The 24,609-nt window shown below is 59.3% G+C and carries 21 protein-coding genes, 1 tRNA gene and 2 pseudogenes; 11 read left to right on the top strand and 13 right to left on the bottom strand.

Going from position 1 to position 24,609, the window contains the following annotated elements:
- Positions 1 to 5: 5 nt before the first annotated feature.
- A complete protein-coding gene (locus tag LOK46_RS06875; RefSeq protein WP_273563085.1) occupies positions 6 to 1,784 on the top strand; it encodes a sensor histidine kinase in 1,779 nt (592 codons plus the stop codon).
- 169 nt (positions 1,785 to 1,953) lie between these two features.
- On the opposite strand, the gene LOK46_RS06870 is transcribed toward LOK46_RS06875, so the two are convergent.
- The 3 genes from LOK46_RS06870 to LOK46_RS06860 all read right to left on the bottom strand — a co-directional run bounded on the left by LOK46_RS06870 (position 1,954) and on the right by LOK46_RS06860 (position 4,020).
- Entirely contained in the window at positions 1,954 to 2,343 is a 390-nt protein-coding gene (locus LOK46_RS06870; RefSeq protein WP_273563084.1) for a phage holin family protein, read from the bottom strand.
- 79 nt (positions 2,344 to 2,422) lie between these two features.
- A complete protein-coding gene (locus LOK46_RS06865) occupies positions 2,423 to 2,842 on the bottom strand; it encodes an RNA polymerase sigma factor region1.1 domain-containing protein (RefSeq protein WP_273563083.1) in 420 nt (139 codons plus the stop codon).
- An 86-nt stretch (positions 2,843 to 2,928) separates the two neighbouring features.
- On the bottom strand, positions 2,929 to 4,020 hold the full coding sequence (locus LOK46_RS06860; protein WP_273563082.1) for an acyltransferase family protein: 1,092 nt from the start codon (positions 4,018 to 4,020) through the stop codon (positions 2,929 to 2,931).
- Positions 4,021 to 4,197: 177 nt separating this feature from the next.
- On the opposite strand from LOK46_RS06860, the gene LOK46_RS06855 reads away from it, so the two are divergent.
- The 6 genes from LOK46_RS06855 (at position 4,198) to LOK46_RS06830 (ending at position 10,883) form a co-directional block, all read left to right on the top strand.
- A tRNA-Arg gene (locus LOK46_RS06855) sits at positions 4,198 to 4,274 on the top strand.
- A gap of 109 nt (positions 4,275 to 4,383) precedes the next feature.
- On the top strand, positions 4,384 to 5,385 hold the full coding sequence (locus LOK46_RS06850; RefSeq protein WP_273563081.1) for a tyrosine-type recombinase/integrase: 1,002 nt from the start codon (positions 4,384 to 4,386) through the stop codon (positions 5,383 to 5,385).
- Between the two features lie 390 nt (positions 5,386 to 5,775).
- A complete protein-coding gene (locus LOK46_RS06845; protein WP_273563080.1) occupies positions 5,776 to 7,920 on the top strand; it encodes a phage/plasmid primase, P4 family in 2,145 nt (714 codons plus the stop codon).
- 219 nt (positions 7,921 to 8,139) lie between these two features.
- Entirely contained in the window at positions 8,140 to 8,598 is a 459-nt protein-coding gene (locus LOK46_RS06840) for a hypothetical protein (protein WP_273563079.1), read from the top strand.
- A 781-nt stretch (positions 8,599 to 9,379) separates the two neighbouring features.
- On the top strand, positions 9,380 to 10,351 hold the full coding sequence (locus LOK46_RS06835) for a restriction endonuclease (protein ID WP_273563078.1): 972 nt from the start codon (positions 9,380 to 9,382) through the stop codon (positions 10,349 to 10,351).
- A gap of 211 nt (positions 10,352 to 10,562) precedes the next feature.
- Positions 10,563 to 10,883 (top strand): hypothetical protein, encoded by a 321-nt coding sequence (locus LOK46_RS06830; RefSeq protein ID WP_273563077.1) that lies wholly within the window; start codon positions 10,563 to 10,565, stop codon positions 10,881 to 10,883.
- Here the strand turns inward: LOK46_RS06830 and LOK46_RS06825 are convergent.
- Complete coding sequence (locus LOK46_RS06825; RefSeq protein ID WP_273563076.1) at positions 10,873 to 11,781, bottom strand: ADP-ribosylglycohydrolase family protein; 909 nt, start codon at positions 11,779 to 11,781, stop codon at positions 10,873 to 10,875. The two genes, LOK46_RS06830 and LOK46_RS06825, sit on opposite strands and share 11 nt — an antisense overlap.
- 60 nt (positions 11,782 to 11,841) lie before the next feature.
- Complete coding sequence (locus LOK46_RS06820) at positions 11,842 to 12,420, bottom strand: recombinase family protein (RefSeq protein WP_273563075.1); 579 nt, start codon at positions 12,418 to 12,420, stop codon at positions 11,842 to 11,844.
- Between the two features lie 220 nt (positions 12,421 to 12,640).
- Between LOK46_RS06820 and LOK46_RS06815 the strand changes: the two genes are divergently transcribed.
- On the top strand, positions 12,641 to 14,584 hold the full coding sequence (locus LOK46_RS06815; protein WP_273563074.1) for an AAA family ATPase: 1,944 nt from the start codon (positions 12,641 to 12,643) through the stop codon (positions 14,582 to 14,584).
- A 369-nt stretch (positions 14,585 to 14,953) separates the two neighbouring features.
- Positions 14,954 to 15,538 carry a histidine phosphatase family protein gene (locus LOK46_RS06810; protein WP_273563073.1) on the top strand — a complete coding sequence of 195 codons (585 nt, stop codon included), beginning with the start codon at positions 14,954 to 14,956 and terminating at the stop codon, positions 15,536 to 15,538.
- 669 nt (positions 15,539 to 16,207) lie between these two features.
- On the opposite strand, the pseudogene LOK46_RS06805 reads toward LOK46_RS06810, so the two are convergent.
- From LOK46_RS06805 to LOK46_RS06795, 3 genes and pseudogenes are all read right to left on the bottom strand, one after another.
- A pseudogene (locus LOK46_RS06805) lies at positions 16,208 to 16,585 on the bottom strand (SOS response-associated peptidase family protein); the annotation flags it as partial.
- A 45-nt stretch (positions 16,586 to 16,630) separates the two neighbouring features.
- Positions 16,631 to 17,614, bottom strand: coding sequence for a DUF2971 domain-containing protein (locus tag LOK46_RS06800; protein WP_273563072.1), 984 nt, complete (start codon positions 17,612 to 17,614; stop codon positions 16,631 to 16,633).
- A gap of 412 nt (positions 17,615 to 18,026) precedes the next feature.
- Positions 18,027 to 18,446 (bottom strand): hypothetical protein, encoded by a 420-nt coding sequence (locus LOK46_RS06795; RefSeq protein ID WP_273563071.1) that lies wholly within the window; start codon positions 18,444 to 18,446, stop codon positions 18,027 to 18,029.
- Positions 18,447 to 18,650: 204 nt separating this feature from the next.
- On the opposite strand from LOK46_RS06795, the gene LOK46_RS06790 reads away from it, so the two are divergent.
- Positions 18,651 to 19,340: a hypothetical protein gene (locus LOK46_RS06790; protein WP_273563070.1), complete on the top strand. Its 690-nt coding sequence runs from the start codon at positions 18,651 to 18,653 to the stop codon at positions 19,338 to 19,340.
- Between the two features lie 35 nt (positions 19,341 to 19,375).
- Here LOK46_RS06790 and LOK46_RS06785 read toward each other — a convergent pair whose 3' ends face one another.
- The 5 genes from LOK46_RS06785 to LOK46_RS06765 all read right to left on the bottom strand — a co-directional run bounded on the left by LOK46_RS06785 (position 19,376) and on the right by LOK46_RS06765 (position 22,525).
- On the bottom strand, positions 19,376 to 19,576 hold the full coding sequence (locus tag LOK46_RS06785; RefSeq protein ID WP_273563069.1) for a helix-turn-helix transcriptional regulator: 201 nt from the start codon (positions 19,574 to 19,576) through the stop codon (positions 19,376 to 19,378).
- Between the two features lie 181 nt (positions 19,577 to 19,757).
- On the bottom strand, positions 19,758 to 20,198 hold the full coding sequence (locus LOK46_RS06780) for a hypothetical protein (RefSeq protein WP_273563068.1): 441 nt from the start codon (positions 20,196 to 20,198) through the stop codon (positions 19,758 to 19,760).
- A gap of 71 nt (positions 20,199 to 20,269) precedes the next feature.
- Positions 20,270 to 21,160, bottom strand: a complete 891-nt coding sequence (locus LOK46_RS06775) for a hypothetical protein (protein WP_273563067.1) — start codon at positions 21,158 to 21,160, stop codon at positions 20,270 to 20,272.
- 192 nt (positions 21,161 to 21,352) lie between these two features.
- A complete protein-coding gene (locus tag LOK46_RS06770; RefSeq protein WP_273563066.1) occupies positions 21,353 to 21,643 on the bottom strand; it encodes a hypothetical protein in 291 nt (96 codons plus the stop codon).
- Positions 21,644 to 21,687: 44 nt separating this feature from the next.
- Positions 21,688 to 22,525, bottom strand: a protein-coding gene (locus tag LOK46_RS06765) for an IS5-like element ISMra2 family transposase (RefSeq protein WP_273564550.1) whose coding sequence is annotated in 2 segments (ribosomal slippage) — positions 21,688 to 22,167 and positions 22,169 to 22,525 — 837 coding nt in all. Because the reading frame shifts where the segments join, the coding sequence is not laid out codon by codon here.
- 587 nt (positions 22,526 to 23,112) lie between these two features.
- Here LOK46_RS06765 and istA point away from each other — a divergent pair.
- Positions 23,113 to 24,606 (top strand): annotated as a pseudogene (gene istA, locus LOK46_RS06760) (IS21 family transposase); the annotation flags it as partial.
- Between the last annotated feature and the right edge of the window lie 3 nt (positions 24,607 to 24,609).

The following is a 24,609-nucleotide window of genomic DNA, read 5'->3' as shown; positions in this document are numbered from 1 at the left end:
CGCCGATGCCGCCCCGCTTCCGATACCGCACCCCGCGCTCGCTCCTGCACTCTCTGCCGCGCTGGCTGCCGCGCTCACCGCCCCTGTCCCTGACGACCCGCATCCTGCTGCTCGTGCTGCTCGCCCTCGCCCCGGCGCTGGCGATCCAGGGCTACAACGAGGTGGCCCTGCGGGCGAGCCGCGACGCGGCCGTGCGGGCCGACGCCCGCGCCACCGCGCGGGACGTCGCGGAGGATTTCGCGCAGATCTCCGAGCGGATGCAGCAGGCCCTCGACCTGATCTCCGAGGACGCCACCGTGCAGGTGCGGGAGCCGGCGGCCTGCACCGCCTACCTGCGGCGGGCGGCCGCGCGGCTGCCGCACGTGCTGCTGATCGCCCTCACCGATCCCGACGGGGCCGTGATCTGCGACAGCGCCGGCGCGCCCGCGGGCTCCTACTCGAGCCGCGGCCGGGCCTATCACCGCCGCGCCCTGGAGCGCGGCGGCTACGCGGTGGGCGGCTACGCGGTCGGCTTCCAGACGCGGCGGCCGTCGATCCACTTCGCCCGGGCCGTCCACGCCGGCGACTCGGCGGGCGCGCCCGCGGGCGTCCTGCTCGCCGCCGTCGACCTCGACTGGCTCTCCGATCACCTGGAACAGGCGCTCCATCAGGCGGAGACGGCGATCACCGTGACGGACCGTGACGGCCTGATCATCGCCCGCCGCCCGGACGAGGCGGCCTGGATCGGCAGGCCGATCCCGCCCGACCGGGCCGCCATGCTGGAGGCCGCGGGCAGCGACGTCCGCGTCGCCGCGGGCCTCGACGGTCGCCAGCGGATCATCGCCACCGCGATGCCGGACGGCCCGCTGGCGGGGGTGCGCGTGGTCGTCGGGCGCGACTACGCCACCGCCTTCGCGGACATCGACGCCGCCACCCGCCGCGGGCTGGTGCTGATCGCCCTGGGGGCGGCCCTGGCGCTCGCCGCCGCCCTCGTGGCCGGGCGGGTGTTCATCCGACGCCCGGTCGACCGGCTCCTGCGCACCGCGGCGGCGTGGCAGGCCGGCGACCTCGCCGCCCGCACCGGCCTGCGCGGCGCCGCGGAGTTCGACCGGCTCGGCAGCAAGCTCGACGCCATGGCCGGCACGCTCCAGAGCAGCACCGCCGCGCTGCGCGCGGAGATCCAGCGCGGGCGCGCCCTGCAGGCGCAGCAGGGGACGATGCTGCACGAGCTGAACCACCGGGTGAAGAACACCCTGGCCACCGTCCAGGCCCTCGCCCGGCAGTCCCGCGGCTCCGCGGAGGTCCTGGAGGCGCGGATCCTGGCCCTGTCCAAGACCCACGACCTCCTGACCCGCGAGGATTGGAGCGGGGCCGCCCTGCGCGAGGTGCTGGAGAACGAGCTCGGCCCGTACCGGACCGGCGGCGACCAGATCCGCCTGGACGGGCCGGACGTGTCGCTGAGCCCCCGCGAGGTGCTGGCCCTCGGCATGACGGTCCACGAGCTGACCACCAACGCCGCCAAGTACGGCGCCCTCTCGGTCCGCGAGGGCCGGGTCCGGGTGGCGTGGTCGCTCGCCGCCGGCGCGGCGGGGGAGCGGCGCCTGCGACTCAGCTGGGAGGAGCGCGGCGGCCCGCCGGTGCGGGCGCCGACCCGGGTGGGCTTCGGGACGCGGCTGATCGCCGGCGGCGTGCGGCGCGAACTCGCCGGCACCGTCGACCTCGCCTTCGAGGCCGAGGGCCTCCGTTGCCGCCTCGACGTGCCGCTCGATCCGGGCCTCGGCGCCATGCTGGCGCCGACCGGCTAGGGCCGGCGTGGCTCGGTCGGATCGCTTCGTTCCGACAGGGACTTGGCTCCGGATTCGGACAGATTGGTCGAGCGCGCCCGGAACGGCGCGCGGGACCGGCCCCCGCTCAGGTCACGCGCGAGCATCGGGCCGCATCATACTGACATCGCTGGGATTTCCAGTCTCGACGTCACGCGCCGGCGCGGGTCACCTCGCGGACGTCCCGCTTCACCTGCCGCCACGTCCGCCAGGGCTCGAGGTTCGAGAGCGCCATCCGGCGGGCGCCCATCCAGCCGAGGCCCAGCGCGATGACGAGGAACGGCGCGGCGACGATCAGCGCGGCCGGCGCCTCGGCGCCGAACGGCACGGCCAGGAGCTTCACCACGGCGTCCAGGCCGAGGAAGAAGGTGACGATCAGCAGCACCGGGATCGTGCCGACGATGGCGATCAGCGACACGATCGCCCGGAAATTGCCGTCGACCTCCGTCCGCGCCAGCGTGAGCAGCGCCTCGATATGCGCCGTCCCCTCGCGCAGGGCCGCGATCAGCAGGGCGAGGGTTCCGTCCGGGGTCTGACGCATGGATACGAGGGTCCTCGGGGCCGTCTCCGGCCGGCTCTCGCCAACGGGGCCGCGGCCCGAAGCGTTCCGCGCCGGGCGCTCACAGCATCAGGAGCGCGGCGCCGAGGATCAGCACGGTCGCCAGACCGGCCAGGAGGACGGCGCGGCCGGCATCGGCGCCGTCGTCCGGGGTCGGCTCCGGGGCGGCCGGCGCGGCGGATGCGGGCGCCGCGAAGGCCGCGCCCGGCGCCGCCTCCGCGGCCCGGACCGGCGGCGTGCCGGGCCGCGGCGCGGGAAGGGTGACCGAGACCGGGAGCGGCCGGTCCGTCGGGGGGCCGAAGGCCTCGGGCTCGACGCTCACGCCCGCTGCCTCCAGCTCCAGCATCACCAGGACCAGGGCGTCGACGTCCATGCGCTCGACGGGCAGCGCGGCGCGCAGATCGTCGGCGGTGAGGATGCCGCGGGTCCGGCCGAGGGCGACCAGCCGGTCGAGCGTCCCGCGATCCAGAGCCTGCGTCATGTCCCGCCTCCGCGGTCGCATCCCGACTGTCCATCGAGAACGCGCCCGGGCGGCGCCGGTTACCGGCGGCCGCGTGCGGTCCGGCGCTAGGCGCCGAGGACAGGCCCGGCCGCCGGCATCGCGCCGGTCTCCGGCCGGGCTTCGGCCGGTCCCGGCCGGAACTGGAGCATCGGCCGCTCGACCAGGTACCAGCTCAGCAGGCCGAGGGGGATGGCGGCCGCGAGGGCCAGGGCGGCGACCGTCCAGGGGGAGATCCCGGGGATCCGCGCGACCAGCAGGTTCTGCACCGGCCAGGCGTAGAGGTAGAGCCCGTAGGACGGGTCGACCTGGGCGGTGGCGCGGCTGAGGGCGGTGGGGCGCACCGCGAGGGCGAACCAGAAGATCAGGTAGCCGCCGAGGATCGCGAAGGCCGGCTCGGCCAGCGGCCGACTGAACATCAGCGGCAGGAGCAGCAGGGCGGCGAGGGTCGCGCCGCGCCGCGTGTAGGCGATCCGGTCGGCGAACAGCCGGAAGGCACCGCCGCAGCAGAACACGAAGGTGAGGCGGATCATCTCCGAAAGGGATCCGAGGGTGTCGCCCGGATGCCCGACGGGCAGGAAGAGCCAGCGCAGGGCGAGGAGGCTGCCGAGCCCCCCGAGCAGGCCGAGATAGCGCCCGCGGCGGCGCAGGGCCCGGGCGGTGCCAACGAGGCCGAGCAGCAGGTAGCAGCCGAACTCGCACGGGATGGTCCACATCGCGCCGTTGAGCAGCGGGTAGGGCAGCTCGGCGAAGGCGCCCGGGACCACCGGCATCAGCAGCAGCGACAGCCGCAGCAGGGTCTCGAGCGGCGAGGCGGCCGCGAGGTTGCCGCCGCCGAGGGGCGCGACGACGGCGATGCAGAGCAGGGACGCGACCACGAAGGCCGGGTAGATCCGCAGCGCCCGTCGCGCGAGGTAGTCGCCGAAGGAGCGCTTGGCGCGGTAGCTCGCGGTGATCAGGTAGCCGCTCACGAGGAAGAAGCCATCGACGGCGATCTCCCCCAGCGACAGCGTCCCGAAGACCTGCGTCAGCAGCTCCCGCGACCGGTTCCCGTCCACGAGTTCGGGGGCGTGGGCGAGGATCACCAAGCTCGCGAACAGGAGCCGCAGGGACCCGAAATTGTTCGCCCGCGGATCCCGGCCGCCCGTCGCCTCCGCCACCTCTGCCCGCTCCGCGACCCGTCTGTCCGGCGCCCAGGGGCCGGGAAACGGCGCGCGAAGGCAAGGACTCGGGGGCAACACGCGCCGGAGATCGGGCCACCTCGCCCGCGGTCGCGCGCGAAGGTGCGGTCGCCGTTGCGCTGGCGGCGCGGTTGGGCTAGGGAATGGCCACGGCCTGCACCCGTAGCTCAGCTGGATAGAGCGTTGCCCTCCGAAGGCAAAGGTCACACGTTCGAATCGTGTCGGGTGCGCCAATCTTAAGGCTCTGATTTCCCTATAGATTTGGCTTTCAAGGTTCCGGCGGCAAAGCCCATTTTCGATCCTTTTGTCACACTGGCGTCACAAGCACAGTGAGCAGGGGTCATGGCTACCATCCGAAAGCGCGGGCAAGCGTGGCAGGTTCAGATTCGCCGCGATGGGTTTCCTCCGATCACAAAATCGTTCCGTTCGAAGGCTGATGCGGACGGTTGGGCGCGAGAAACTGAGCGTCAGATCGAGAGAGGCGAACTATCCGGCCACGGGCGAACCGCGAATCGGCTAACCGTCGGTGCCTTGCTGCAACGATATGAGGCCGAAGTGACAAGCCGGAAGCGCGGGCAACGGTTTGAGGCATCCCGCATTCGGACCTTCCTTCGATCCCCACTCGCAAACGTCGCGGTTCATCGGCTATCGGCGCAAATGGTCGCGGCCTATCGGGACGAACGCCTCAAGAATGTGAGCGGTGAGACAGTCCGCCGGGAACTGACGGTCCTCAGGCACTGTATCGAAGTCGGCCGCAAGGAATGGGGTGCACCGTTCGCCGGAAATCCTGTCCGTCAGATCACCCTCCCCTCCCCTTCAAAGATGCGAGGCCAACGACTGCCAGAGGGTGCCGAAGCCTTACTGGCAGACGCGCTGTCAAAAACCCGGGTGTGGTACTTGCGGCCATTCCTGATGCTGGCACTCGAAACAGGAATGCGTCGTGGCGAGTTGCTGGCCCTTGAATGGGCCAACATCGATATGAATGCCAGGCTAGCGGTACTATCGATTTCAAAGAATGGGCATGGACGATCTATCCCATTGACACCCAAGGCCATGAAGATTATTTCGGGCATTTCCGTGATCGATAATAAAGTATTTCCGGTTAAAGAAAGCGCGGTGAGACTTGCGTGGGAGCGACTTCGTAAGCGCGCTGGTCTTAATCATGTTAAAATACACTCTATGAGGCATGAAGCTATTAGCAGAATGTTCGAAAAGGGGTTGAGTATACCCGAAGTATCGCTGGTGAGCGGTCATCGTACACTGGCCTGCTTGCAGAGATACACTCACATTCGGCCTGAGCACGTTGCAGAGAAGCTAGCCCGGCTGTCTGCGGCGCCTGAATAACTGTTGTACGCGGTGAGACGGTGCGGGATGGCTGTCTCTCCGCGGTTGATGTAAGACCTTGAAAATCGACGCGCGTACAACTGTTATAGCCTCGGATGAGCCAGTATTTAGTTTAAAGATCGCTGTGATTGTCAGTAATAATCGCTATCAACGTATTTACTTATCTCTGATTGTGTGATACGCGCCTGATTCAATGTGATATAATCTCACAACGGCAATAAATATTCCTTGACTCTGTCTGGGTATTGTGGCACTTTATTGGAACCTCAGATGAGGTCAGAAGCCACATCCGGCGGTTTTCGCTGGATGTAATAATCAACTACATTGCGAATATCAGCAAGCCGACCTTTTCGGGCGGATGGATACGCATGATTAAAGTAGAACAAGAACTTGATAAATATTAACTTTCCAAATAACTATTCCTATATTGAACTTTACCCAAAATCCAAGAGGCCCAGGAAATCGGATTGGCCTAATCAAGGATGCGCAATCGAAGACATTGAGCGCCTCGGTTCGATCCCGGCCGACCTCAACTTCGGTATTCTGACAGGGGCAGCATCCGGCGGTCTTGTAGATATCGACCTCGACGGACCGTTCACGATCGAGGCCGGCGCGATGATCCTTCCCTCTACGGGGCTGGTCATGGGCCGCGATAGTAGGCCAGCATCGCATTGGTTCTACCGCATCGAAGGCGACGCCAGGTCCGTCAAGGTGGTGCATCCTGTGAACGGAATGACCCTTGTCGAGTTTCGCGGAGATGGCTGTCAAACGATGATGGCCGGTTCCGAGCACCCCGACGGCGAGTTAGTGCGCTTCGAGGCTGGAAAGGATGAGGAACCGTCGTGGGTAAGCCGCCAGGATCTCCTTAAGGCGGTACGGCAGATCGCAACAGTGAGTGTGCTGTCTGGCCTCTGGAACCCGCTTGGCCGACATAATCTCTCACTGTGGTTTGCCGGACTGTGCGCTTGCAACGAAGTGAGTCAGGAAGCCTGTGAGACTGTCATACGGACTGTTTGCGCTATCGCGGGCGACGAAGAAGCCGATGACCGTCTTGAGGCTGTAGCGACCACGTACCAGCGGATTTCAGATCGACGACCGGTGGAATGGCGCGCTAAACTGACGGATCTGTTTGGTTCAGAGAAGACAGTCCTGACACTGATTGAGTGGATGGGTGGACGCCGACCCGCAGTGAAAGCTGTTGCGAAGGCTAACGACGCGCCGATGATTTCGATGACGGTGGATTTTAATACCGACATCTCCACTGCCGAGGCATTCTGCGGCTGGACGGGTGACAGACTCATCTATGCGGAACACGAAGGACGTTTCTATGAGAACCGTGCCGATGTCTATGACCCTGCTTCAAGCGTCGCGGTCAAAGCTAGGATCATGGAGTTTCTGAAAGAGCCGGCGAGCGCAGGAAACGTAAACGATCCGGCAAAGGTCCGGGCATCACAGTCAAACACTAGAATCAATGCTGTCTATGAACTATCAAAGGCACTGATGCGAAGGGATGATAGGGAGTTTAATCGGCACTCGCATCTTATTGGAACTCAAAATGGTGTTCTCGATCTGACCAAACGAGAGTTGGTTGATACAACTGATATTGTTACGCGAAGGATTGGTACGGAGTTTCACCCACACGCTTCGTGCCCTCGGTTTAAGGCGTTCTTAGGTCAAGTGTTCGACGGCGATAATGACAAGATCGAATATGTCAGGCGCGCGATTGGGTACACTTTGACCGGAAGTGTCGAAGCTCAGACCATGTTCATCTTGATCGGGTCTGGTGCAAATGGGAAGTCGGTGTTCCTGAACCTCTTGCAAGCCCTGATGGGTGATTACGGGACCTCGCTACCAGCCCATTCGATTATGCAGCCAAGGTTCTCAAACGACAAGACCGACGACCTAGCCTCACTGGATGGGAAGCGGTTTGCCTTTGCTACGGAGGGTGAGGCTGGTGACAAGCTTGCCGTAGCCAAAATAAAACGGATGACCGGCGGCGATATGATGTCGGTCAAGCGTCTCTACAAGGACTACTTCAATCTAAAACCGGAGTTCAAGCTGTGGTTCGCGAGTAATGATCTACCCCAGATATCGGGAAACGATGAGGCGATTTGGCGAAGGATTCACGTCATCAACTTCCCTGTGACGTTCAAGCCTGACGAACGTGATCCAAAGTTGCTTGAGACTTTGAAGGGCGAGTTGCCGGGAATCCTGAACTGGGCGTTGGAAGGCTTGCGGCAGATTGGTGAGTTGAAGGGTGACTTTCTAGCGCCGCCCGATTCTGTGAGACAATCGATAGCGGAGTATCGAAGTGACAATGATAACGTGAGCGATTTCATTGATGGAGCGTGTGTTCGTGACTCGAAGGAGCGTGTAATGGTAGGGGATTTGTATAACAGTTATGTGAACTATTGCCAGAACAGTGGCTCCGAACCACAGAACAATATCACCTTTGCCAAGTCTCTTAACCGATTGGGCTTTGGGATTCACAAGCTCAGCAAGGGGAACGCACGGACCGGATTAAGACTCAAATAATATGTGACGGGGCTTCGCACCCCGTCGCTTCCCTTCGGTTGCGATTAGTTGGTTCTACACGGGATGGACGAATGGATGATGGTGAGGTAACTATCCATCATCTATATCTATTTCTTATTTTATTTTTAGGTATGGAACATCCATCCCTCCATCTGTAGCAACAACAAACATCGGAGGAGGACAGAAGCAAGAGAATCATAGAGCCGAAAGACGTCAAAAATGGCAACCGACAGCGATCCGATTTTAAGTGCAGTTTTGAGAAACAGAAAGGAAACCGCTATGATTGATTTGAAAGACAACAATATTGTGAATAAAACAGTAATATACGACAGGAAGGCGAGTCATAGGATGAGATATATTTTCAAAGAGGCCCTGACGATCTTGCGGGAACGGGAGAAAAATCCGCGACGGCCTATCGAATGGCACAAGATGGATTGGCGCATCAATGAGATGAAGCCAATGGCCGATATCGCACTAGAGAGCATCGATCCTGAAATCTCTGTTCCGGCTGAGTTACACGAGAAGTTTCGGTATCAACTAAATGAGGCGCTTAAAGTGGGATGGGATAGGCTCAAGAGCAAGAACATCTATTACATTGAAACTCAGGACCTTGTTCGCCGGGCCAACAGCGAACGGCTAAGTTTCCGCAAGTTGGCGCCGAACTATATTCCAGCGTGAGCGGATCGCGTTGGTGGCACGTCACTCAACCAATCCGATGTAGCCACTGGCATCGAATGGGCGGCGTGCACAGCCTCACATCCGATAGGGATGGTTCTCACCTACAGAGCTATCGACGTGTCTTGTGAGCCTGTCCGTCGGAAGCACCATCACGCCATGATGCCCGCAGGATGGGCCAGGATCGCTCAAGAGCGTCCACGGTGCCATAGAAGCGCGTGGACGCTCCTTCTGGCCTTAGGAATCCTCGGCCAACCCTGAGGCGCCCGATCCGAGGCCCGTCAGGCGCCAGGGTCGACAACAGTTATTGTCATTCGGTCCCGACCCCGTCGCACCGCCCATAAGCCTCCTAAGGGAGCGTAGGTCGACCCTACAAGGGACCACGGCTCCCTGGCGGCGAGACGGGTTGGCTAAATAGGAAGGGGATGACCCACAACGAGAGCTATCGAACGGCTCTGGCAGATTGTCTTGGTCATCCCCAACCCCACCCTCTTGGTCGTCCGTGGCGCCTTCATGACTCCACGATGCCTTTAGGATCGCTCTGGATCGTTCGCCGTGCCTTTCTACGTGTATAGATTGCGGTCCTTCCTGTAGCTGTGCGGACTGGTAAGTTGAGGGGTGCCTTGTCGCTCTATGATCCAGATTTCGATTTCATTGTTTCATCCATCGACAGCGACGAAGAAAGGCCAACGTGATATGCAGAGTGGCGCTGATCGATGATACTATTGGAAGTATATGAAATGTGATGCAGGCACTTCTAAGAAAATAAAGGAATATGATCGCTATGGCTGGATCTGTCGAGATCGATTTTGCGAAAATAGATGCTGATAGTTTCGAAGAACTGTGCTTTGAACTGCTGATACGTCTGGGATTTAACAAGCTTACGTGGCGCCAGGGAGGCGCGGATAGCGGGCGAGACATTGATGGTTTTAAGATGGTGTCTAACGGTCTCACGGACGATTACGAAGAAAAATGGCATTTTGAATGCAAGCATTACGCCAAAGGCGTTCCGCCTGCTGAGCTTCACTCAAAGATCGCATGGGCAGATGCCCTAGACCCTGACCATCTCGTTTTTTTTGTATCATCTTACATTTCAAATCCTGCGCGAGACTTTATTACGGGGATCGCTAGTAAGAAGACTTATAGGATCCATGTGATCGAAGGGCCAAAGCTACGGCATATAGTAGGTCGGTATAGTGATATTGTGGATCGTTATTTTCTGAGTGCCTCTCAAAGACTTATGCGGGATACTTTCAACTCATGGGTTGTCTTCGGCTTAATGCCTAAAGCTGATGTTTTGGCGGAGCTTGCAAAAGAAGATATGACGCAATACGGCTTGGCGGAAATCTGCTTTTTATATATTGCGATAAAACTTGAGGCCGATGCCATCGAGGAGTTGTCTTCGCCTTGGGATTTTGGAGAAATGGGTATTAGACATATTATCGACGGAGCAAACACAAAGAAAGGCGTGCTAGACGGCGTGTTGATTGTAAAAAGAAATAGTCAAGTTGGAAGCTCGAATAACTTTGAAATATTCAATAAATACGTTGTGGCTAGTCTCGATTTTTCAGATAATCAAGGAGAAGGCGTTGCCCTGTATTGTTTTGCCAGGGATAGTGAAGGCGAGGGGGTAGAGATATTTCTGCCCAAGAATACTGATCCAAAGCCCGTTATAAGATATTTGGCTAATGGAGCTCGCCAAGCGATGGCGGTGTCGGTCGAACTAGTCAATAAAGCCCCTCGGAACGATAACTGAGTTTGATTTTTCAAAATATGTGATATGATTTAATATGCGCACTCAGACGATTATAGGCCGCCTTAAGAATGGTTCGCCCGACCTTTCAGAGGATCCAGCACCCATCCTTCCGCCCGCTCTCATCCAGTGCGAGGAACTATGGAAGGACCGTGGAAGGCGTAGATCGTGGCAGAAGGATCAGTGGGCGTTCGTTAGGCGCACCGTTGAACCGTTGCTCTACGCCACGATTGAACCGGAGTCAGAACATCGCCAGAACGGCCTGCTGCATCCTGAGAAGACCATCCCGGCGCGTTCCATACAACTGTTATCATGCAGCTTCGAGAACGGCCCGCTTCCCACCATCTCAGCCTATGCCGAGTTCCACATGACTTTCGACAGGACGTTCACGGACACGGGCCAGCTATACGACTGGCAGGAACAGACTGATTGGCTGGATCATGCCCTATGCTTCGGCTTCCGCTTCCGAGATGGTGGTGAGTGGGATGCGACGTACGATCACGCGGGCATAGATTTCGAAATCCTCACGCCCTGATGCTTGTCTCGTATAACTGTTGTGCGGTATCGACCATACGATCATTCCAGGCCAGCCGGTTGAACCATTCCTCAGGGATCGCCGAAACACCGTAGGCCGCTCCCGCTATCTGCCCGGTCACAGCTCCTACCGTGTCTGCATCGTCGCCCAGGTTCACGGCCAGAAGCACGGCATCCCTGAACGTCGTCGTCTCGGATACGCACCAAAGGGCCGCTTCAAGGGTATGGATCACGTAGCCCGAGGATCGGATCGCGGATCGTTCCTTGTCTCGATACGAACCATCCATGACCGTCTGAACCCCAGAACAGAACGGCCCGTAGGATTCTGAGAGAACGTCCCTGAGAGGCTTTCCGGCGATGAGGGAGGCCAACACCAGCGCCAAGGCATCACAGGCGTCCACGGCCTCATCAGCACCGTGCGTCGTATAGCTCTGACGCCGACTCACGTCCCTCACGCCGTCGGGATCGTTCCAGTAGCGGAGGGCCACAGGAGCAAGCCGCATTATCGAACCATTTCCCGCTGTCCTGGCATCCGTCGGACCGGCCAATGGATCACCAGTGCGTCGGAACAGTTCCAGGGCCTCCCGGGTCGTCATGCCGATATCGAAGCAACCGCCCGTGCAAGAGTTCTCGCCAGCCTGATACCAGCGACAGAACCGTTCCATGAGATCGCGTTCGTTCAGGCCACCGCAGGCTATGAGTGAATCGGCGAGACAGAGGGCCATGGACGTATCGTCGGTCCACTGTCCCGGGAGCAGATCGAAGGGGCCGCCTCCCACCATGTCATAGACCGGTGGCTTCGCGTCCCTGGCCTCAAACTCAAGCGTGGTCCCGAGGACATCACCGACTGCAAGGCCGATGAAGGTGCCTAAGGCACGGTCGCGGGTCGTCTCGGACATTCAGAAGGGCCTTGTCCTCGCATCGGGGCTCTGCGGATATGCGGCCATGCATCAGGCCCTCTAACCCCGTGGTTCTTCTGCGCGAGGATGCAGATCCGATCCTTGCAGCAGCCTGTACACGGACGCCCGCGACACTTTGAGTTCTTTAGCAATGGCGCTCGCTCCGATCCCCTGTGCGTCAAGTGCTCGGATCCGTTCGGCATCGATAGTGGGCTTCCGACCCTTGTAGACCCCTTCGGCCTTGGCCTTCGCAACACCCTCAAGCTGACGCTCTCGCCGAATGGCCGTTTCGAACTCGGCAAAAACTCCAAGCATTTGTAAAAAGCATCGCCCCGCGGCACTGGACGTGTCGATGGGCTGCTCAAGCACCCTCAGGGAGACATTCTTCGCCTCAAGCCGGGCAACGATAGAGGCAAGGTCCCGCACCGATCTGGCGAGCCTATCGATTCGTGTAACTGTTATTGCATCGCCGGGCCGTGCGAACTGGATGATTGTTTCGAGTTCGGGCCGGCCATCCAGCTTCGTGCCTGTCGCCTTCTCGGAACGGATCACGTCACAACCTGACCGTTCCAATGCCTCTTGCTGAATCACTAAACTCTGAGATGATGAACTCACGTTGGCGTAACCGTAGATAGCCATTGGCGAGGCATCCGTCTCATATGCATCTAGATCCAACGATCATACCGTCTCGAAACGGTGCATGCAACCCAAATAAGACGCCGTTTGGGTGGCAGAACTGTCTCGCGCCACTGTGCTGCTAGCGTTTACTCGCCGAGACGGCTCGCTCCGATTGCATGACGTAGAACGCAAACCAAAATCATTTTAGAAATAGCGTCGTTAGTTGGGCGGAGAGTACCAAGTGAATATCGTCGATTTTGAAATCGAGAACTTTAAGGGAATCAATAAGACCAGGGTTGAAATAAGCACCAAAGCCCCCGGGAATATTGTGACCCTTATTGGATTGAATGAGAGTGGCAAAACTACCATATTGGAAGCAATATCCAACTTCGTATCCGTTGATCGTGAAACATCAGATATTGTCAGGACCGTTGTTAATAGTCAAGGCGCAGCTGATCTAATCCCGAAGACACTCAAGCCCAACTTTACTGGCGAGATATCTATCAGGGCCAATCTTTTGATTGACGACTCTGATATCGACGATTTGGCAGAGTTTATGCTAGCACAGCACAACGTTCATATTGATAAAAAGACCTGCCCAAGATCGATGTATGTCAAAAAGTGTTACGTCTATGTAGATAGCGATTATGTGACAACTAAAAGCATATGGAGCCCTGTTTTCCAAGGGACGAAAGGTAAAGGAAAAAAGGTTATTCCGATATCGGGTGGGCAAAATAAAGAGATATGGGAGGCTGCTACTGATTTCTTGCGTGGCAAGTTTCCAAAGATTGTATACTTTCCCACTTTCATGTTCAACATGCCTGATAGGATATACCTTGAAGACCACCCAAGTTGGGCGAAAAATAGTCAAGCTTTGGTCATAAATAGATATTTCAAACAGGTATTGCAGGATGTTGCCGATTCCTTGCATAGTAATATCTCATTGCAGACGCATATTGTCGATCGTATTGCGCGGCATAGAGATGAAGTAACCAATCCGTTGCAGTTTCTAGCAACTTTCCTCGGCTTGGATGCCGCAACACAAATCAACGCAGTCACAAACAGGCTTGCCTCGAAGATCGGGCGTGTTGTCTTCGAAGCCTGGAACGAAATCTCGGGGAAAAGTGTCGCCGGTAAAACCGTCAGAGTCCTATGGTCAGTCGATTCCGAAGCAAAGAATATCCCGTATTTAAAGCTTTACATACATGATGGCGAGGACGATTTTGCCATCCATGAGCGTTCATTGGGTTTTCGATGGTTTTTCACGTTCTTGTTGTTCACTCAGTTCCGGGCGAGTAGAAAGTCAGAGCGCGGCACTATATTTTTATTTGACGAACCTGCCGCTAATCTACACGCTCGCGCTCAAACAAAACTTCTAGAAAGTTTCTCTAGGATTGCGACCGGGAATAAATATATTGTTTATTCGACGCATAGTCACTACATGATTGATCCCATGTGGCTCGAGAAGGCGGTTATCGTTGAGAATACAGCAGTCGATTTTGATGAAGATGACGATGTGGATTTGGAAACAAAGGCAACTAATATTATTGCGAGCCGCTATAGGAGCTTCGTTGCTGCCAACCCAGAGAGAGTTTCCTATTTTCAGCCGGCGCTCGACGCCCTTAAGTTCAGTTTCGGGCCCTTGTTGCCCGGCAAGAATGCTCTGATTGTAGAAGGAAAATATGATTTTCATCCGCTTAGGTACTTTCAAAAGAGATTTAAGCGCGAAGACTTTGCAATCATTCCGGCTCCATCTGCGTCAGAGGCGGGGACACTCATTAGCTTGCTAAGAGGTATGGGCACAAACTTCGTAGTTATGCTTGATGACGATGGCGCTGGTCGTCGTGCCGCGAGAGTGTACCGCGACACTCATTTGTTGAATGAAGATCGGGTCTTTACGATTGCCCGATTTGAGCCGGAGTGCGCTGGAAAGCCCTTTGAGGAACTTTATAGCCAGGAAGTCCAACAACTTGCTGTAACTCAAGGATGGAAAGATCAATCAAAGGGTGGGCTCTCATTGCTCTTTCAAGAACTTTTGATTAAAAAGAACTTTGATGTGGATCTCGGTGAAACTGAGGTCAAGGCAATAAAAATCTTTGATGGCATTCTTGGTAGCCTCGCATTGCCGACGATATCGGCTGAATCTAAAGCTAGGTCGAAGGCGGGTCCGAGATCGCGACAATGATTTATTGTAAATCCCGATAAATAACCATAAAGCTGGTGAGCTATGTGAGCGGAAACCGAGTCATAGCGTCCGCCAACATCGCGTGGGTCGGTGCCTCATATCGCCGGCCAACCGATGTGACACGATGGCTAGTCATCACAACGCTTGAGCGTCCTTCGATGCAGGCTCCGAACGCGCCCATCTTCCAAGTATGTCGCCACCCGTTGTCACCTTCGTCGGGTTGGTAGCGCGTTCGTTGTGGGTACGAGCCTCCTTGTTTGGTCCACCAATCATGTCGTTCGCTAGCCTACTCAGCTTGGAGACGGGCGCTATTTGCTATCCGGCACCGGTCAGCGGTTGAGCTGTCCGGACCCGAGCTACTGAGTCCCTATGTCCGCACTGACCGTCATGTTCATCCGTCACGCTGAGAAGCCCGGTGGTAGCTTCCCCGGGGATGGCACCACGGCAGACGGCACCGCGGACGATAAGTCTCTTGTGATCCGGGGATGGCAAAGGGCCGGAGCATGGGCGGCATTGTTCGGATCGGATCTATGCAGCGCCGACTACCCGAGGCCGAACGTCATCTACGCGGCCAAGCCCGAGCCCGTGTTCAAGAAGGCTAAGTTCAGCCAACGTCCGTTTGAGACCGCGACGCCCTTGGCCGAACGCCTGCAACTGCCCCTCCGAGCCAACTACGGGGTCTCACAGGAGCACGAACTGGCGAATGAGATACGGAGCCTTACCGGGGTGGTGATCGTCTTCTGGGAGCACAAGGCCATCGTCACCGACCTGATCCCGGCTCTCAAGGGCTCTCAGACCATCCCCGGCGTTCCGACCAAATGGGACCCTGACCGCTTCGACGTGGTCCTACGGTTCGATAGGGCGGTGCCGGATGCCCCTTGGTCGTTTCGCCAACTGTCTCCGCGACTGATGAGCGATGATAGTGATGCACCGTTCACACAGGTTGAGGGATAGGGGAAGGGGCATCCAACCACGATCCGTTACGGCGTGGGCCCGTCCGTGGATCGTCGGCTGATGCTCCCTCCCAACGACCGTCTCACGCCCGTCCTATCATGCCGGGATCGTTGACTCAGGCTCCCTGTATGACCCCTCCCCTGTCACAACGCTGTCACAACGATAGGCCGGATCGTGCGGATAGGCGGGATTGAGGTTCGCGTAGAGTGCGTGTAGCGTGTGCCGGTAACAGATTGATTGGAAATGGGTATCTGGACCGAACGGCCGTCCAACCGTGATCTTAGCTTAGGTGTAGCGTTGCCCTCCGAAGGCAAAGGTCACACGTTCGAATCGTGTCGGGTGCGCCAATCTTCTCAATGACTTAGTGCAAAAATGGTCGATCGCGGATCGCTTCGGGTAGCACCCGGGTAGCACGCGGACCGAAAGCCGCATCTCGCGACGGTCATTCTCGGTAAGCGTGAATTAGGCGCCCTGCCCGCTCGCGACGGTGTTCGGCTTTGCGAGAAACCCGAGGGCGGCTTCTCAGCAGGATCGCTGAGGGCAATCATGTCTCGGCGGTAGACCATTTAGCGAGACCGTGAAGGGCCTCCGCTAGCGCCACGCGAATGAGCCTCGTCAAGCAGCGCGCGGGCCGTGAGCACGCTCTAGAACGCAGGGACGGCCCATGTCTCATCCGTCTCGCCGCTCGCCCCGTGCGACCACGATCAGCGCCCCATCGGAAAGCGATCGCTGAAGCTCCTTCGCTTCGGACCACGGCGCAGAAAGCCACGTCGCCCATTCCTCCGGCCTCGTGAGGATCACCGGCATCGCCTTGCGATGAACCGACCCGGCCTCGGCGTTCGGCTCTGGCGTCAGAAAGGCGAACAGGTCGTCGGTCGTCTAGCCGTCCTTTACCTTCCGCACCGAGGCCCAGCCCTAAACCCGAATGGCGGCGAAGCATGTGAGAGGGCGATCCTCGGCGAGCGCGAACCACACGGGCGGGTGCGATCCGTCGGCGACCTTCTCGCTCCCTCGGGAGCTTGTAGTCGCTACGGGGTATGGGTGCTCGGCGAAAAGTAAAGCCATACCGCGTAAGGTTGATATCGGTCAAAATTATCCTCTGTAAGGGATATTTGAGCTGCTAATTGGGATGTTGGAAACGGAGCCGCCGTAGATACGTAATACGTCAGCTGCAAATTTTCTCGAGTTGGCCCCGCCAGATGGTCCAACGGTAATTCCTCTGACAATATTTGATATATGCGATGACAAATTTAAGGCTTGATACTCAACGATCTCGTAATGTCTCCGTCTGTTTTCTATCAATGCAGTTTTTACATCGGGAATGTTTACATACCGAAATTCCTGTTCATCTTTGTAGCCGCTATGTTTATAGTATAAGGCGATCTCAGTTGCGGCGCGAAGAGATTCTTCTATAACCATGTCAACGGCGTCGTCGATTGCATAGCGCTGTGGTCCGTTGCTTATATTTTGCAATATATTTTTTGCACGCTGAGCGATTATTCCCATTTTGCTCATGACGTCTGCGTCATCATATATGACAGCATAATATTTACCGCCTGGAAAAGTCGTATCGAAATGCTTGCTTAACTCGAGTCTATCAAACTCTAACGCGAACCCGCGACCATTATCGGCGTAAGATCGCCATTGACCGAGATCATTGCGATGCCAACTGGTCGAAAGCACGAAGAATCTCGCGGAGCTCGGCAATACCTGTGCGGGATTTAACTCGTTGAGCTCTTTAATTTTATCATTTAACCGAGTGATTCCAAGATTTGGTGGCTCCGCCAGTGCCACCCTAAACATATCGAGACCGTGCAATAATTCGGTTGGGTCGTTGAGGCTGAAAATATCAGTGAGCCAAAGTTCCTTCTTTTTTAAAATTCCTTCCAGGCCATAGTCGTTAGTGTAGTGATACACTTTCTCGCTTCTACTCGAAAGGATTGATTTTATACTGGTATCTTCTATCTGATCTCGACACTCGGCGGCGAAACTATCAACTTGTGACGCAACTATTTTTATCATTTCTTCATATTCGGTTTCATCGATACTTCTACGGCCGCCTGAGGATATTTGCATGTCACCCCTACTCGGTTCTCTGATAACAATGATTGGAACTATCAACATTACATTGCTTGGGACTATCTATAGATTTTTCACTTGATTGCTTAGAGGATCAGAGCGCTGTCAAATGAGCGGGCGGCATAGTCATTGAAGCTGCGACTTGAACTCAAAGGTGGTCCGAGCCGCGTCACAAACCTATTTGCCACCGACTTGCTTGCACGAACTCTCACCGCAGCATCATCGCAAAGCCCGGGGTCGTCAAACAGCAATCCGCCGAGCTCACCATGCTTGGGGTTGATTTGGCCGCGGGTCCCCAGCGGCGCTAAACGCTAACCTCCGCCGCAATGCACGAACCCGCCCCATGGCCTTCTATATGACAGCCAAACGCAGAGGGCCACGATCGCAGCCGTCGCCCGGTATCGCTCGCCTACCCTCCCCGCGCGATCCGCCCGGCTCTGAGAATCGCCTGAGCGGCCGTCTCAGCCGGGTCGACGACCAGTGCCGGCTTCCTGGCGGGTTCACGGAGCGAGGGGAACACGGGCTCCCGAAGGTCCATCTTCTCGGCCAACTCAATGAGCCGCCCCGTTGCGGACTGCGGCGACGCGGGCTTAGGCTTGGGGAGCGACGGAGCAGTCGCTTTCAGCGTCGGCTTCAAAGCGGCGATCGTCTTCACCGTGGCGGCCTTACCTCTGACCCGTGCCGCCTCGACCTCCCGAAGAAGGTCGCTTCGAACGACAGCCCGAAGCGCATCGACGCTTACGGGCGGCGGAAGGCCTTCCCTGGCTCGATCGTCGCACGCCTTTTGAAGGCGCCGCTCGACCTCGATCTTGATCTCACTATCGAACATGTCTCGCTCTCCTCTATCCCGAACCCGCGCCGACTTTGATGCTCGGCGCGGGGTTATGAACGGTGCCGGCTACCGCTCGCGATCGCGTCGCGGGTCGTCGTGCGGAGAGGGTACGAGCGCCGGAATGGGCGCATGCTTCCGAGGCCGAGTACGGTCGACGTAACCGCCGAGGACGACCCTCTCGACAGGGACAGGCCGCGGCCAGTGCGCAGCTTCGCCATAACGAAGAGGCGGCAATTGCCGGATCACGTCGAGGATCGAATCCAGACCCTCAACGGGACGGCGCTCGACCGTTACGCCCTCGCGCAACGGGACGGGTTCCCCGTCGACCCACCGGACCGAACCGCGCGGAGCATCTTCAGGAGGGCCTTGCACCCGGCCGAGATGCGCTCCCTCGGGGTTCGGCCAGGACGCGCGCCAGCGGGGCGGGGCGGCGCGGCAGGCCTGCGGGGCCGGCAGGTCGATCGTCTCGCCAAGTTCGCGAGCGCGATGCCTCAGCGCCGTAGCGGAGTCGTAATAATCCGAGAGATCCGCCAGGATCGACGCCAGAGCTGCGGCGGCGGCATCGTACTCGGCCATGAGCCGGGCTTCTACGGCTTCGCCCTGATGGGTAGCCGCGGCTACGTCGACGTGGAATGCCTCGCGCTGCTCGACCTGAAGAGCTTCGGCGTGGGCGGTCTGAAGCTCGCGGATCGCGTGATCGGCGACCTCAACCTCGGCGCGAGCAAGCACAGCGTCAGCCTCGGCGGCGACGATGCCGGGCGCATCGAGGGCTTCGCACGCGGCGGCGCGGTTCGAAGCGGCGGCGGCGATCCGGGCTTGAGCCGCGGATCGGGCGGCTTTGCGAGCCTCGATCTCGACCGCAATCTCGCCAGAAGCGAGCGGGGCAGCTGAGCGAGCCCGGCGGGGGAAGAGCTTGTCGAGGATACTCACGCGACACCCCCGACGGTGCGAGCCTTAAGGTACTTTACGAGTTCGACGTTCGAATAGAGCGCCTTGCGGGAGGAAAAGCGCACTACGGCCGGGCCTTCGCCCTTCCGCTCCATCTCGCGCAGCGTCGTGACGCTGACGCCGAGGAGTTCAGCGACTTCGGCACGGGTGCAAAAATCTTTGGGATTGACCTCGGTCATGATGAACCTTCGCAGCTGTAATCAGCGACAGGCTCCATTTGACCGCGCTTAACTGCGCTTGTCGGGGCTGTTTGAATCGCCCCAAACAAAAAAGGCGAGCGACCGAAGTCGCCCGCCAAGTCACCGAGGAAGAATCAGAGTATGCCGTTCCCGCATTTGAGGCGCGGGGCCGATCGCGTCGCTATCCGATGGCCCCCGAAGCGGCCGGCGCCTCATCCGACTGCCTGATCGCTTTCAAGTGGTGCCCGCGGTAAGCAACTTCGGCGGTCAGGCGGATCGCGTCGGGCATGGTGAGATCAAGCCGTTCGGCGATCGGACGAAGCGCCTCAACGATTTCAGGAGGCAGCGCGCGTTCGGTCGGAAGAGGAACGAACTCGAAGTTCAGATGCCCGAGAACAGCTTCGATTGAGTCGAGGTTTGGGCGGTTCTTGTGGCGCCACGCCTTGATCGTCGGGCGGTTCACCCCTGACCCAGCCTCGACGGCGTCATAGGTCTGCCCCTGGCGGCGCATCTCGGCGAAGACGAGCTTCACATGGGGGCCGACCCGCTCAGGGATGGTGACCGCCGAGGGACGGCGCTTCTTCGGCTTGATGGAGCGGCTGAAAGTAGGTGAGAACGGCATGGGGCGATTTTGATGATCGCCGCATGGATTGCGAGGGTACTTTGGTTGCCCGAACAGTGCTGGCTGGCGCTCTAATATACCTTTGCTATTAGAGCAAATATCCCCTTCGACAAGGCAGTCATAATTAAGCCTCCAAATATGATTCTATGCTTGAGCGCTGTGTCTTTGTTTTCGTCCAAGACGTTCACCGGGTATGCCCATTTAAGATATGTGAAAAGAGTACGGTATACGATCAAAGATAGACCCAAGCCATAAATAAATGCAGGGACCCGATAAGACTCAGTTGGACCGTTCAAGGGCGCAAAAGTATTTATTGAGCTCGTGACTACGTAAAGGGCGTACGGAAGCGCTATAAACCAGAGGCCAAAATCGTAAGCAAATCGGCCGTGTATCGGCTTATACCAATTCGAGTTCTGCTTTACTCTGCTTGAAACCACATGCTGACAAGCACGAAAAAAACCCAACTCGTTCGCATTAATGAAAACTCGGCTACCATTCGGAGTTGGTTCGGATTGAAGGGGATTGGTATCGAATATTGGCGGCTTGCCAAACTCCAACCAAATTTCAAAGCGATTGATAGGGATATTACCGTTGGCATGCGCCCGGAATGAGTTTTGATTTGTGAAATATATAGTATTGATGGGAAACGGCAGATCTTTCGATTCGAATATATCTTCTGTTTGTCCGTATTTTGTCACTCCGTCCTTCCCGATTATCGAGACCGTTACAAGGAACGCTTTTTTCTCAAGAGCCGAAAGCTCAGCCTGCCATTCGGCAGGATCTTTTCCGTCAGGCTTCGCCATTCTGGAAAGCATTTTCCTTCCGTCGTCTAAAGCTAATTGCTGAAACTCGCGAAAGGCTTGCTTTATTGACGGCAGTGAAAAAGCGTAGCCCCGCACCGGCAAGTTCACGGTGAACCATTCCAGATCTACTTTGCTAGAGCTTAATACGTCTTGCGACATTACTTCTTACCCTTGGGCGCCGACGAATTTTTTGAGACTCGACAGCGGGTTGCTCGTATCAGAGCAACCGCTGAGTCAGAAATAGCATTTCGCGATTTCGTATCTAGGGAAGAACCGAGGTCGCGCGTTACCCGCTTGGGGTGCCCCCGTGGAGGGACCCAAGCGCATAGCAGCGCATTTCATCGCGTTCAGTCATGCTTTGGGCGCTAACCTGCTGACTTCGCTCTCGCACGCGTTCGCCGCGGCAAACATGGCGGCCCAAGCGTGGATCCGCTCGCCGACGAGACGCCCGACCCGCCCGAAGGACGGCCGCACCCATGCTACGCCGGGCGCCTTCACAGTGATCCGTTCGATCGGCCCGACCCCACGATCGTTCAGCCAACGCTGCAGAGCGTTCGGTCCTTTTGGCCCGTTCGGCAGAACGACGATCTCGGTCGGCTGTGAGCGACCCGTGCGCTTGGCCTCGACGAGGCTGACGTTCACCCCAAGGTCTAAGAGCGAATCCTTCCTAGGGCGTCTCTGCAAACTCATGTGAGCCAGAGCATGGTCATGCCGAGGGTGACCATGGCGAGGTAGTTGGCAGCCCGCTTCTCGTAGCGGGTGGCGATGCGGCGATACTGCTTGAGACGGTTGATCAGCCGCTCGACCTTGTTGCGCTCGCGGTACGCGGCCTTGTCAAAGTCGGGCTGACGCGGCTGGTCCTTGCGGGTCGGGATGACCGGCTCGATCCGACGCTGCCTGAGGCGACAACGCGCCGGCGGACTGGAGTAACCCCGGTCCCCTGCCGTCCTACGGGGCCGCAGGCGCGGGCGGCCTCGCCCTGAGCGCGGCACCGCGCCCTTGTCCATCAAGGCGTCCAGTGCGAACTGCTCATGCCTTTCGCCGGCCGTCAGCACCGCCGCGATCGGCTTGCCGCCGCCCTCGGCACGCAGATGAAGCTTGGTCGAGAAGCCGCCCTGGCTGCGCCCCAGCGCCTCGCCCACGCCCTCGACCGTGCCCTCACCCCCCGATGGCGCCGGACCGGCGTGCCCCGGCGGCGTGCTGGTGGGCGCGCACCACCGTGGCGTCCACGAAGTGCAGATCCCAGTCGAGGTCGCCGCGGGCGTCCGCCTGCGCCTGCAGGCGCTGCAGCACCCGGTCGAACACGCCGGCCTTGCGCCAGCGGTAGAACCGGCTCGACACGGTTCCGACCGCCCCGTAGCGGGTCGGCAGGTCCTCCCAGGGCGCACCGGTACGCAGGATCCAGAGCATACCGTTGAGCACTTGGCGGTGATCCTCGGCAGGCCGGCCCGTGCGCGGCTTCTGCGGAGGCAGCAGCGGGGCGATCTGCTCCCACTGCGCGTCAGTCAGTTCAAAGCGTCGCATCAGGCCCACATGGGGCCGATCCCGCGGCCTGTGAACCCTTTGCAGAGACGCCCTAGACCTAAGGGTGAGCCTCACGGCTTCAGACATGTTCTGAGCCGCTTTCGGGCTCGAAGCGAGATCCGGGAACGCGGCCTGGATATTGGCGGCGGCGGTGAAGATGACGCCCTCGGCCGCCATATCGGCCCACGAACCCAGCCGGGACCGATCCCATACCTCAACCCGGTCGACCGTGATCGGCAAGGGCACGTCTGAGACGATATCGAGGAAGAACGGCTCGTCGGCCTTACGGCGCAGCGGGCGAAGACGGCCGATCGCCTGGATCAGCTGGCCCTCACAAACCTGCCACCGCAAAGCCTCGACGACGGGATCGGGATGCCGGTAGTGCTCGATCTGATGGGCCGTCCCATCCGTGAGCCGGATCGCGCCGGGGACGCGAGGATACCAGCGGAACTTACCCGGCTCGGCACCGTCGGTTGTGATTAGGCGTGGAATAAGGACCCCGTTTTCGGGGTGATCGGCGTCCAAACGGGACCCCCAGGACAAGTCATCCACACTGCCTTCCGGCTCGAACGGGAGGCTTGCGCGGGATGTTGGTCGTGGAGACGGTCGCAAAGATCCGCCGCGCTTACTTCGTGCAGCAGAAGCCGATCAAGCAGATCTGCCGGGAGCTGAGGGTCTCGCGTAAGGTCGTGCGCAAGGTCATCCGCTCCGAGGCGACGGCGTTCCAATACACCCGCGCCATCCAACCTGCCCCGAAGCTCGGATCGTGGCGGGACGAGCTCGATCGGATGCTCCTGGCGAACGCCAGCAAGGCGCGGCGCGAGCGACTGACGCTGATGCGCGTCTACGAGGCTCTGCGTGGGCTCGGCTACGAGGGCGGCTACGACGCGGTGCGCCGCTATGCCAAGGGCTGGAAGCGCGAGCGCACCGCCGTCTCGACTCAGGCGTTCGTGCCGCTCTCCTTCGCGCCGGGCGAGGCTTACCAGTTCGACTGGAGCCACGAGACGGTGCTGATCGGCGGCACAACCACAGAGATCAAGGTCGCCCACGTCCGGCTGTGCCACTCTCGCATGCCGTTCGTGCGGGCCTATCCGCGCGAGAGCCAGGAGATGGTGTTCGACGCCCACGACCGGGCGTTCGCCTTCTACCGCGGCACCTGCCAGCGCGGGATCTACGACAACATGAAGACCGCCGTGGACGCGATCTTCGTCGGACGTGAGCGCGCCTACAACCGTCGCTTCCTGCAGATGTGCTCGCACTACCTCGTCGAGCCGGTGGCCTGCACACCGGCCTCGGGCTGGGAGAAGGGGCAGGTCGAGAACCAGGTCGGGCTGGTGCGCGAGCGTCTGTTCACGCCGCGCATCCGGGTGAGGAGCTACGACGAGTTGAACGCCCTGCTGCTCGACGGGGTGATCGCCTACGCCAAGGCTCACCCGCATCCCGAGCAGCCCGACCGGACCGTGTGGCAGGCCTTCGAGGCCGAGCGGGCAGCCTTGGTCCCCTACGCTGGCCGCTTCGACGGCTTCCACGCCGTGCCGGCGGCCGTGTCCTCGACCTGCTTGGTTCGCTTCGACAACAACCGGTACTCGGTCACGGCCTCCGCCCTCGGGCGGCCGGTCGAGGTGCGCGCCTATGCCGAGCGCGTAGAGATCCGTCAGGACGGGCGCATCGTCGGCGAGCATGCCCGCGGCTTCGGTCGCAACCAGACGATGTTCGACCCCTGGCACTACGTCCCCGTGCTCGCCCGCAAGCCCGGTGCGCTCAGGAACGGCGCGCCGTTCAAGGACTGGGTGTTGCCTGCGGCCCTCGACCGGATCCGACGCAAGCTCGCCGGCTCCGCCGACGGCGACCGGCAGATGGTCGAGATCCTCACCGCCGTGCTGCGCGACGGGCTGAGCGCAGTCGAGGCGGCCTGCGCCGAGGCGCTGCGTGAGGGCGTGCACTCGGCCGACGTCGTCCTCAACATCCTGGCACGCCAGCGCGAGCCCACCGCCCCGGTCACCATCCTGACGCCCGAGAGCCTGCGGCTGCGCCATGAGCCGGTCGCCGACTGTGCCCGCTACGACAGCCTGAGGAGAGCCCCA

Origin of the sequence: Methylobacterium sp. NMS14P, from assembly GCF_028583545.1 — a bacterium.
Taxonomy (GTDB): domain Bacteria; phylum Pseudomonadota; class Alphaproteobacteria; order Rhizobiales; family Beijerinckiaceae; genus Methylobacterium.
The sequence above is the reverse complement of the archived record's forward strand: the minus strand, read 5'-3'. Positions and strand labels throughout refer to the sequence as shown.

Bases quoted from the DNA above. Each gene is read 5' to 3' on its own strand.
- LOK46_RS06850 (WP_273563081.1), top strand. From the start codon at position 4,384: ATGGCTACCATCCGAAAGCGCGGGCAAGCGTGGCAGGTTCAGATTCGC.
- LOK46_RS06870 (WP_273563084.1), bottom strand. From the start codon at position 2,343: ATGCGTCAGACCCCGGACGGAACCCTCGCCCTGCTGATCGCGGCCCTG.
- LOK46_RS06810 (WP_273563073.1), top strand. From the start codon at position 14,954: ATGTCCGCACTGACCGTCATGTTCATCCGTCACGCTGAGAAGCCCGGT.
- LOK46_RS06875 (WP_273563085.1), top strand. From the start codon at position 6: ATGCCGCCCCGCTTCCGATACCGCACCCCGCGCTCGCTCCTGCACTCT.
- LOK46_RS06795 (WP_273563071.1), bottom strand. From the start codon at position 18,446: ATGTTCGATAGTGAGATCAAGATCGAGGTCGAGCGGCGCCTTCAAAAG.
- LOK46_RS06825 (WP_273563076.1), bottom strand. From the start codon at position 11,781: ATGTCCGAGACGACCCGCGACCGTGCCTTAGGCACCTTCATCGGCCTT.
- LOK46_RS06835 (WP_273563078.1), top strand. From the start codon at position 9,380: ATGGCTGGATCTGTCGAGATCGATTTTGCGAAAATAGATGCTGATAGT.
- LOK46_RS06800 (WP_273563072.1), bottom strand. From the start codon at position 17,614: ATGCAAATATCCTCAGGCGGCCGTAGAAGTATCGATGAAACCGAATAT.
- LOK46_RS06840 (WP_273563079.1), top strand. From the start codon at position 8,140: ATGGCAACCGACAGCGATCCGATTTTAAGTGCAGTTTTGAGAAACAGA.
- LOK46_RS06780 (WP_273563068.1), bottom strand. From the start codon at position 20,198: ATGCCGTTCTCACCTACTTTCAGCCGCTCCATCAAGCCGAAGAAGCGC.
- LOK46_RS06820 (WP_273563075.1), bottom strand. From the start codon at position 12,420: ATGGCTATCTACGGTTACGCCAACGTGAGTTCATCATCTCAGAGTTTA.
- LOK46_RS06865 (WP_273563083.1), bottom strand. From the start codon at position 2,842: ATGACGCAGGCTCTGGATCGCGGGACGCTCGACCGGCTGGTCGCCCTC.
- LOK46_RS06775 (WP_273563067.1), bottom strand. From the start codon at position 21,160: ATGTCGCAAGACGTATTAAGCTCTAGCAAAGTAGATCTGGAATGGTTC.
- LOK46_RS06785 (WP_273563069.1), bottom strand. From the start codon at position 19,576: ATGACCGAGGTCAATCCCAAAGATTTTTGCACCCGTGCCGAAGTCGCT.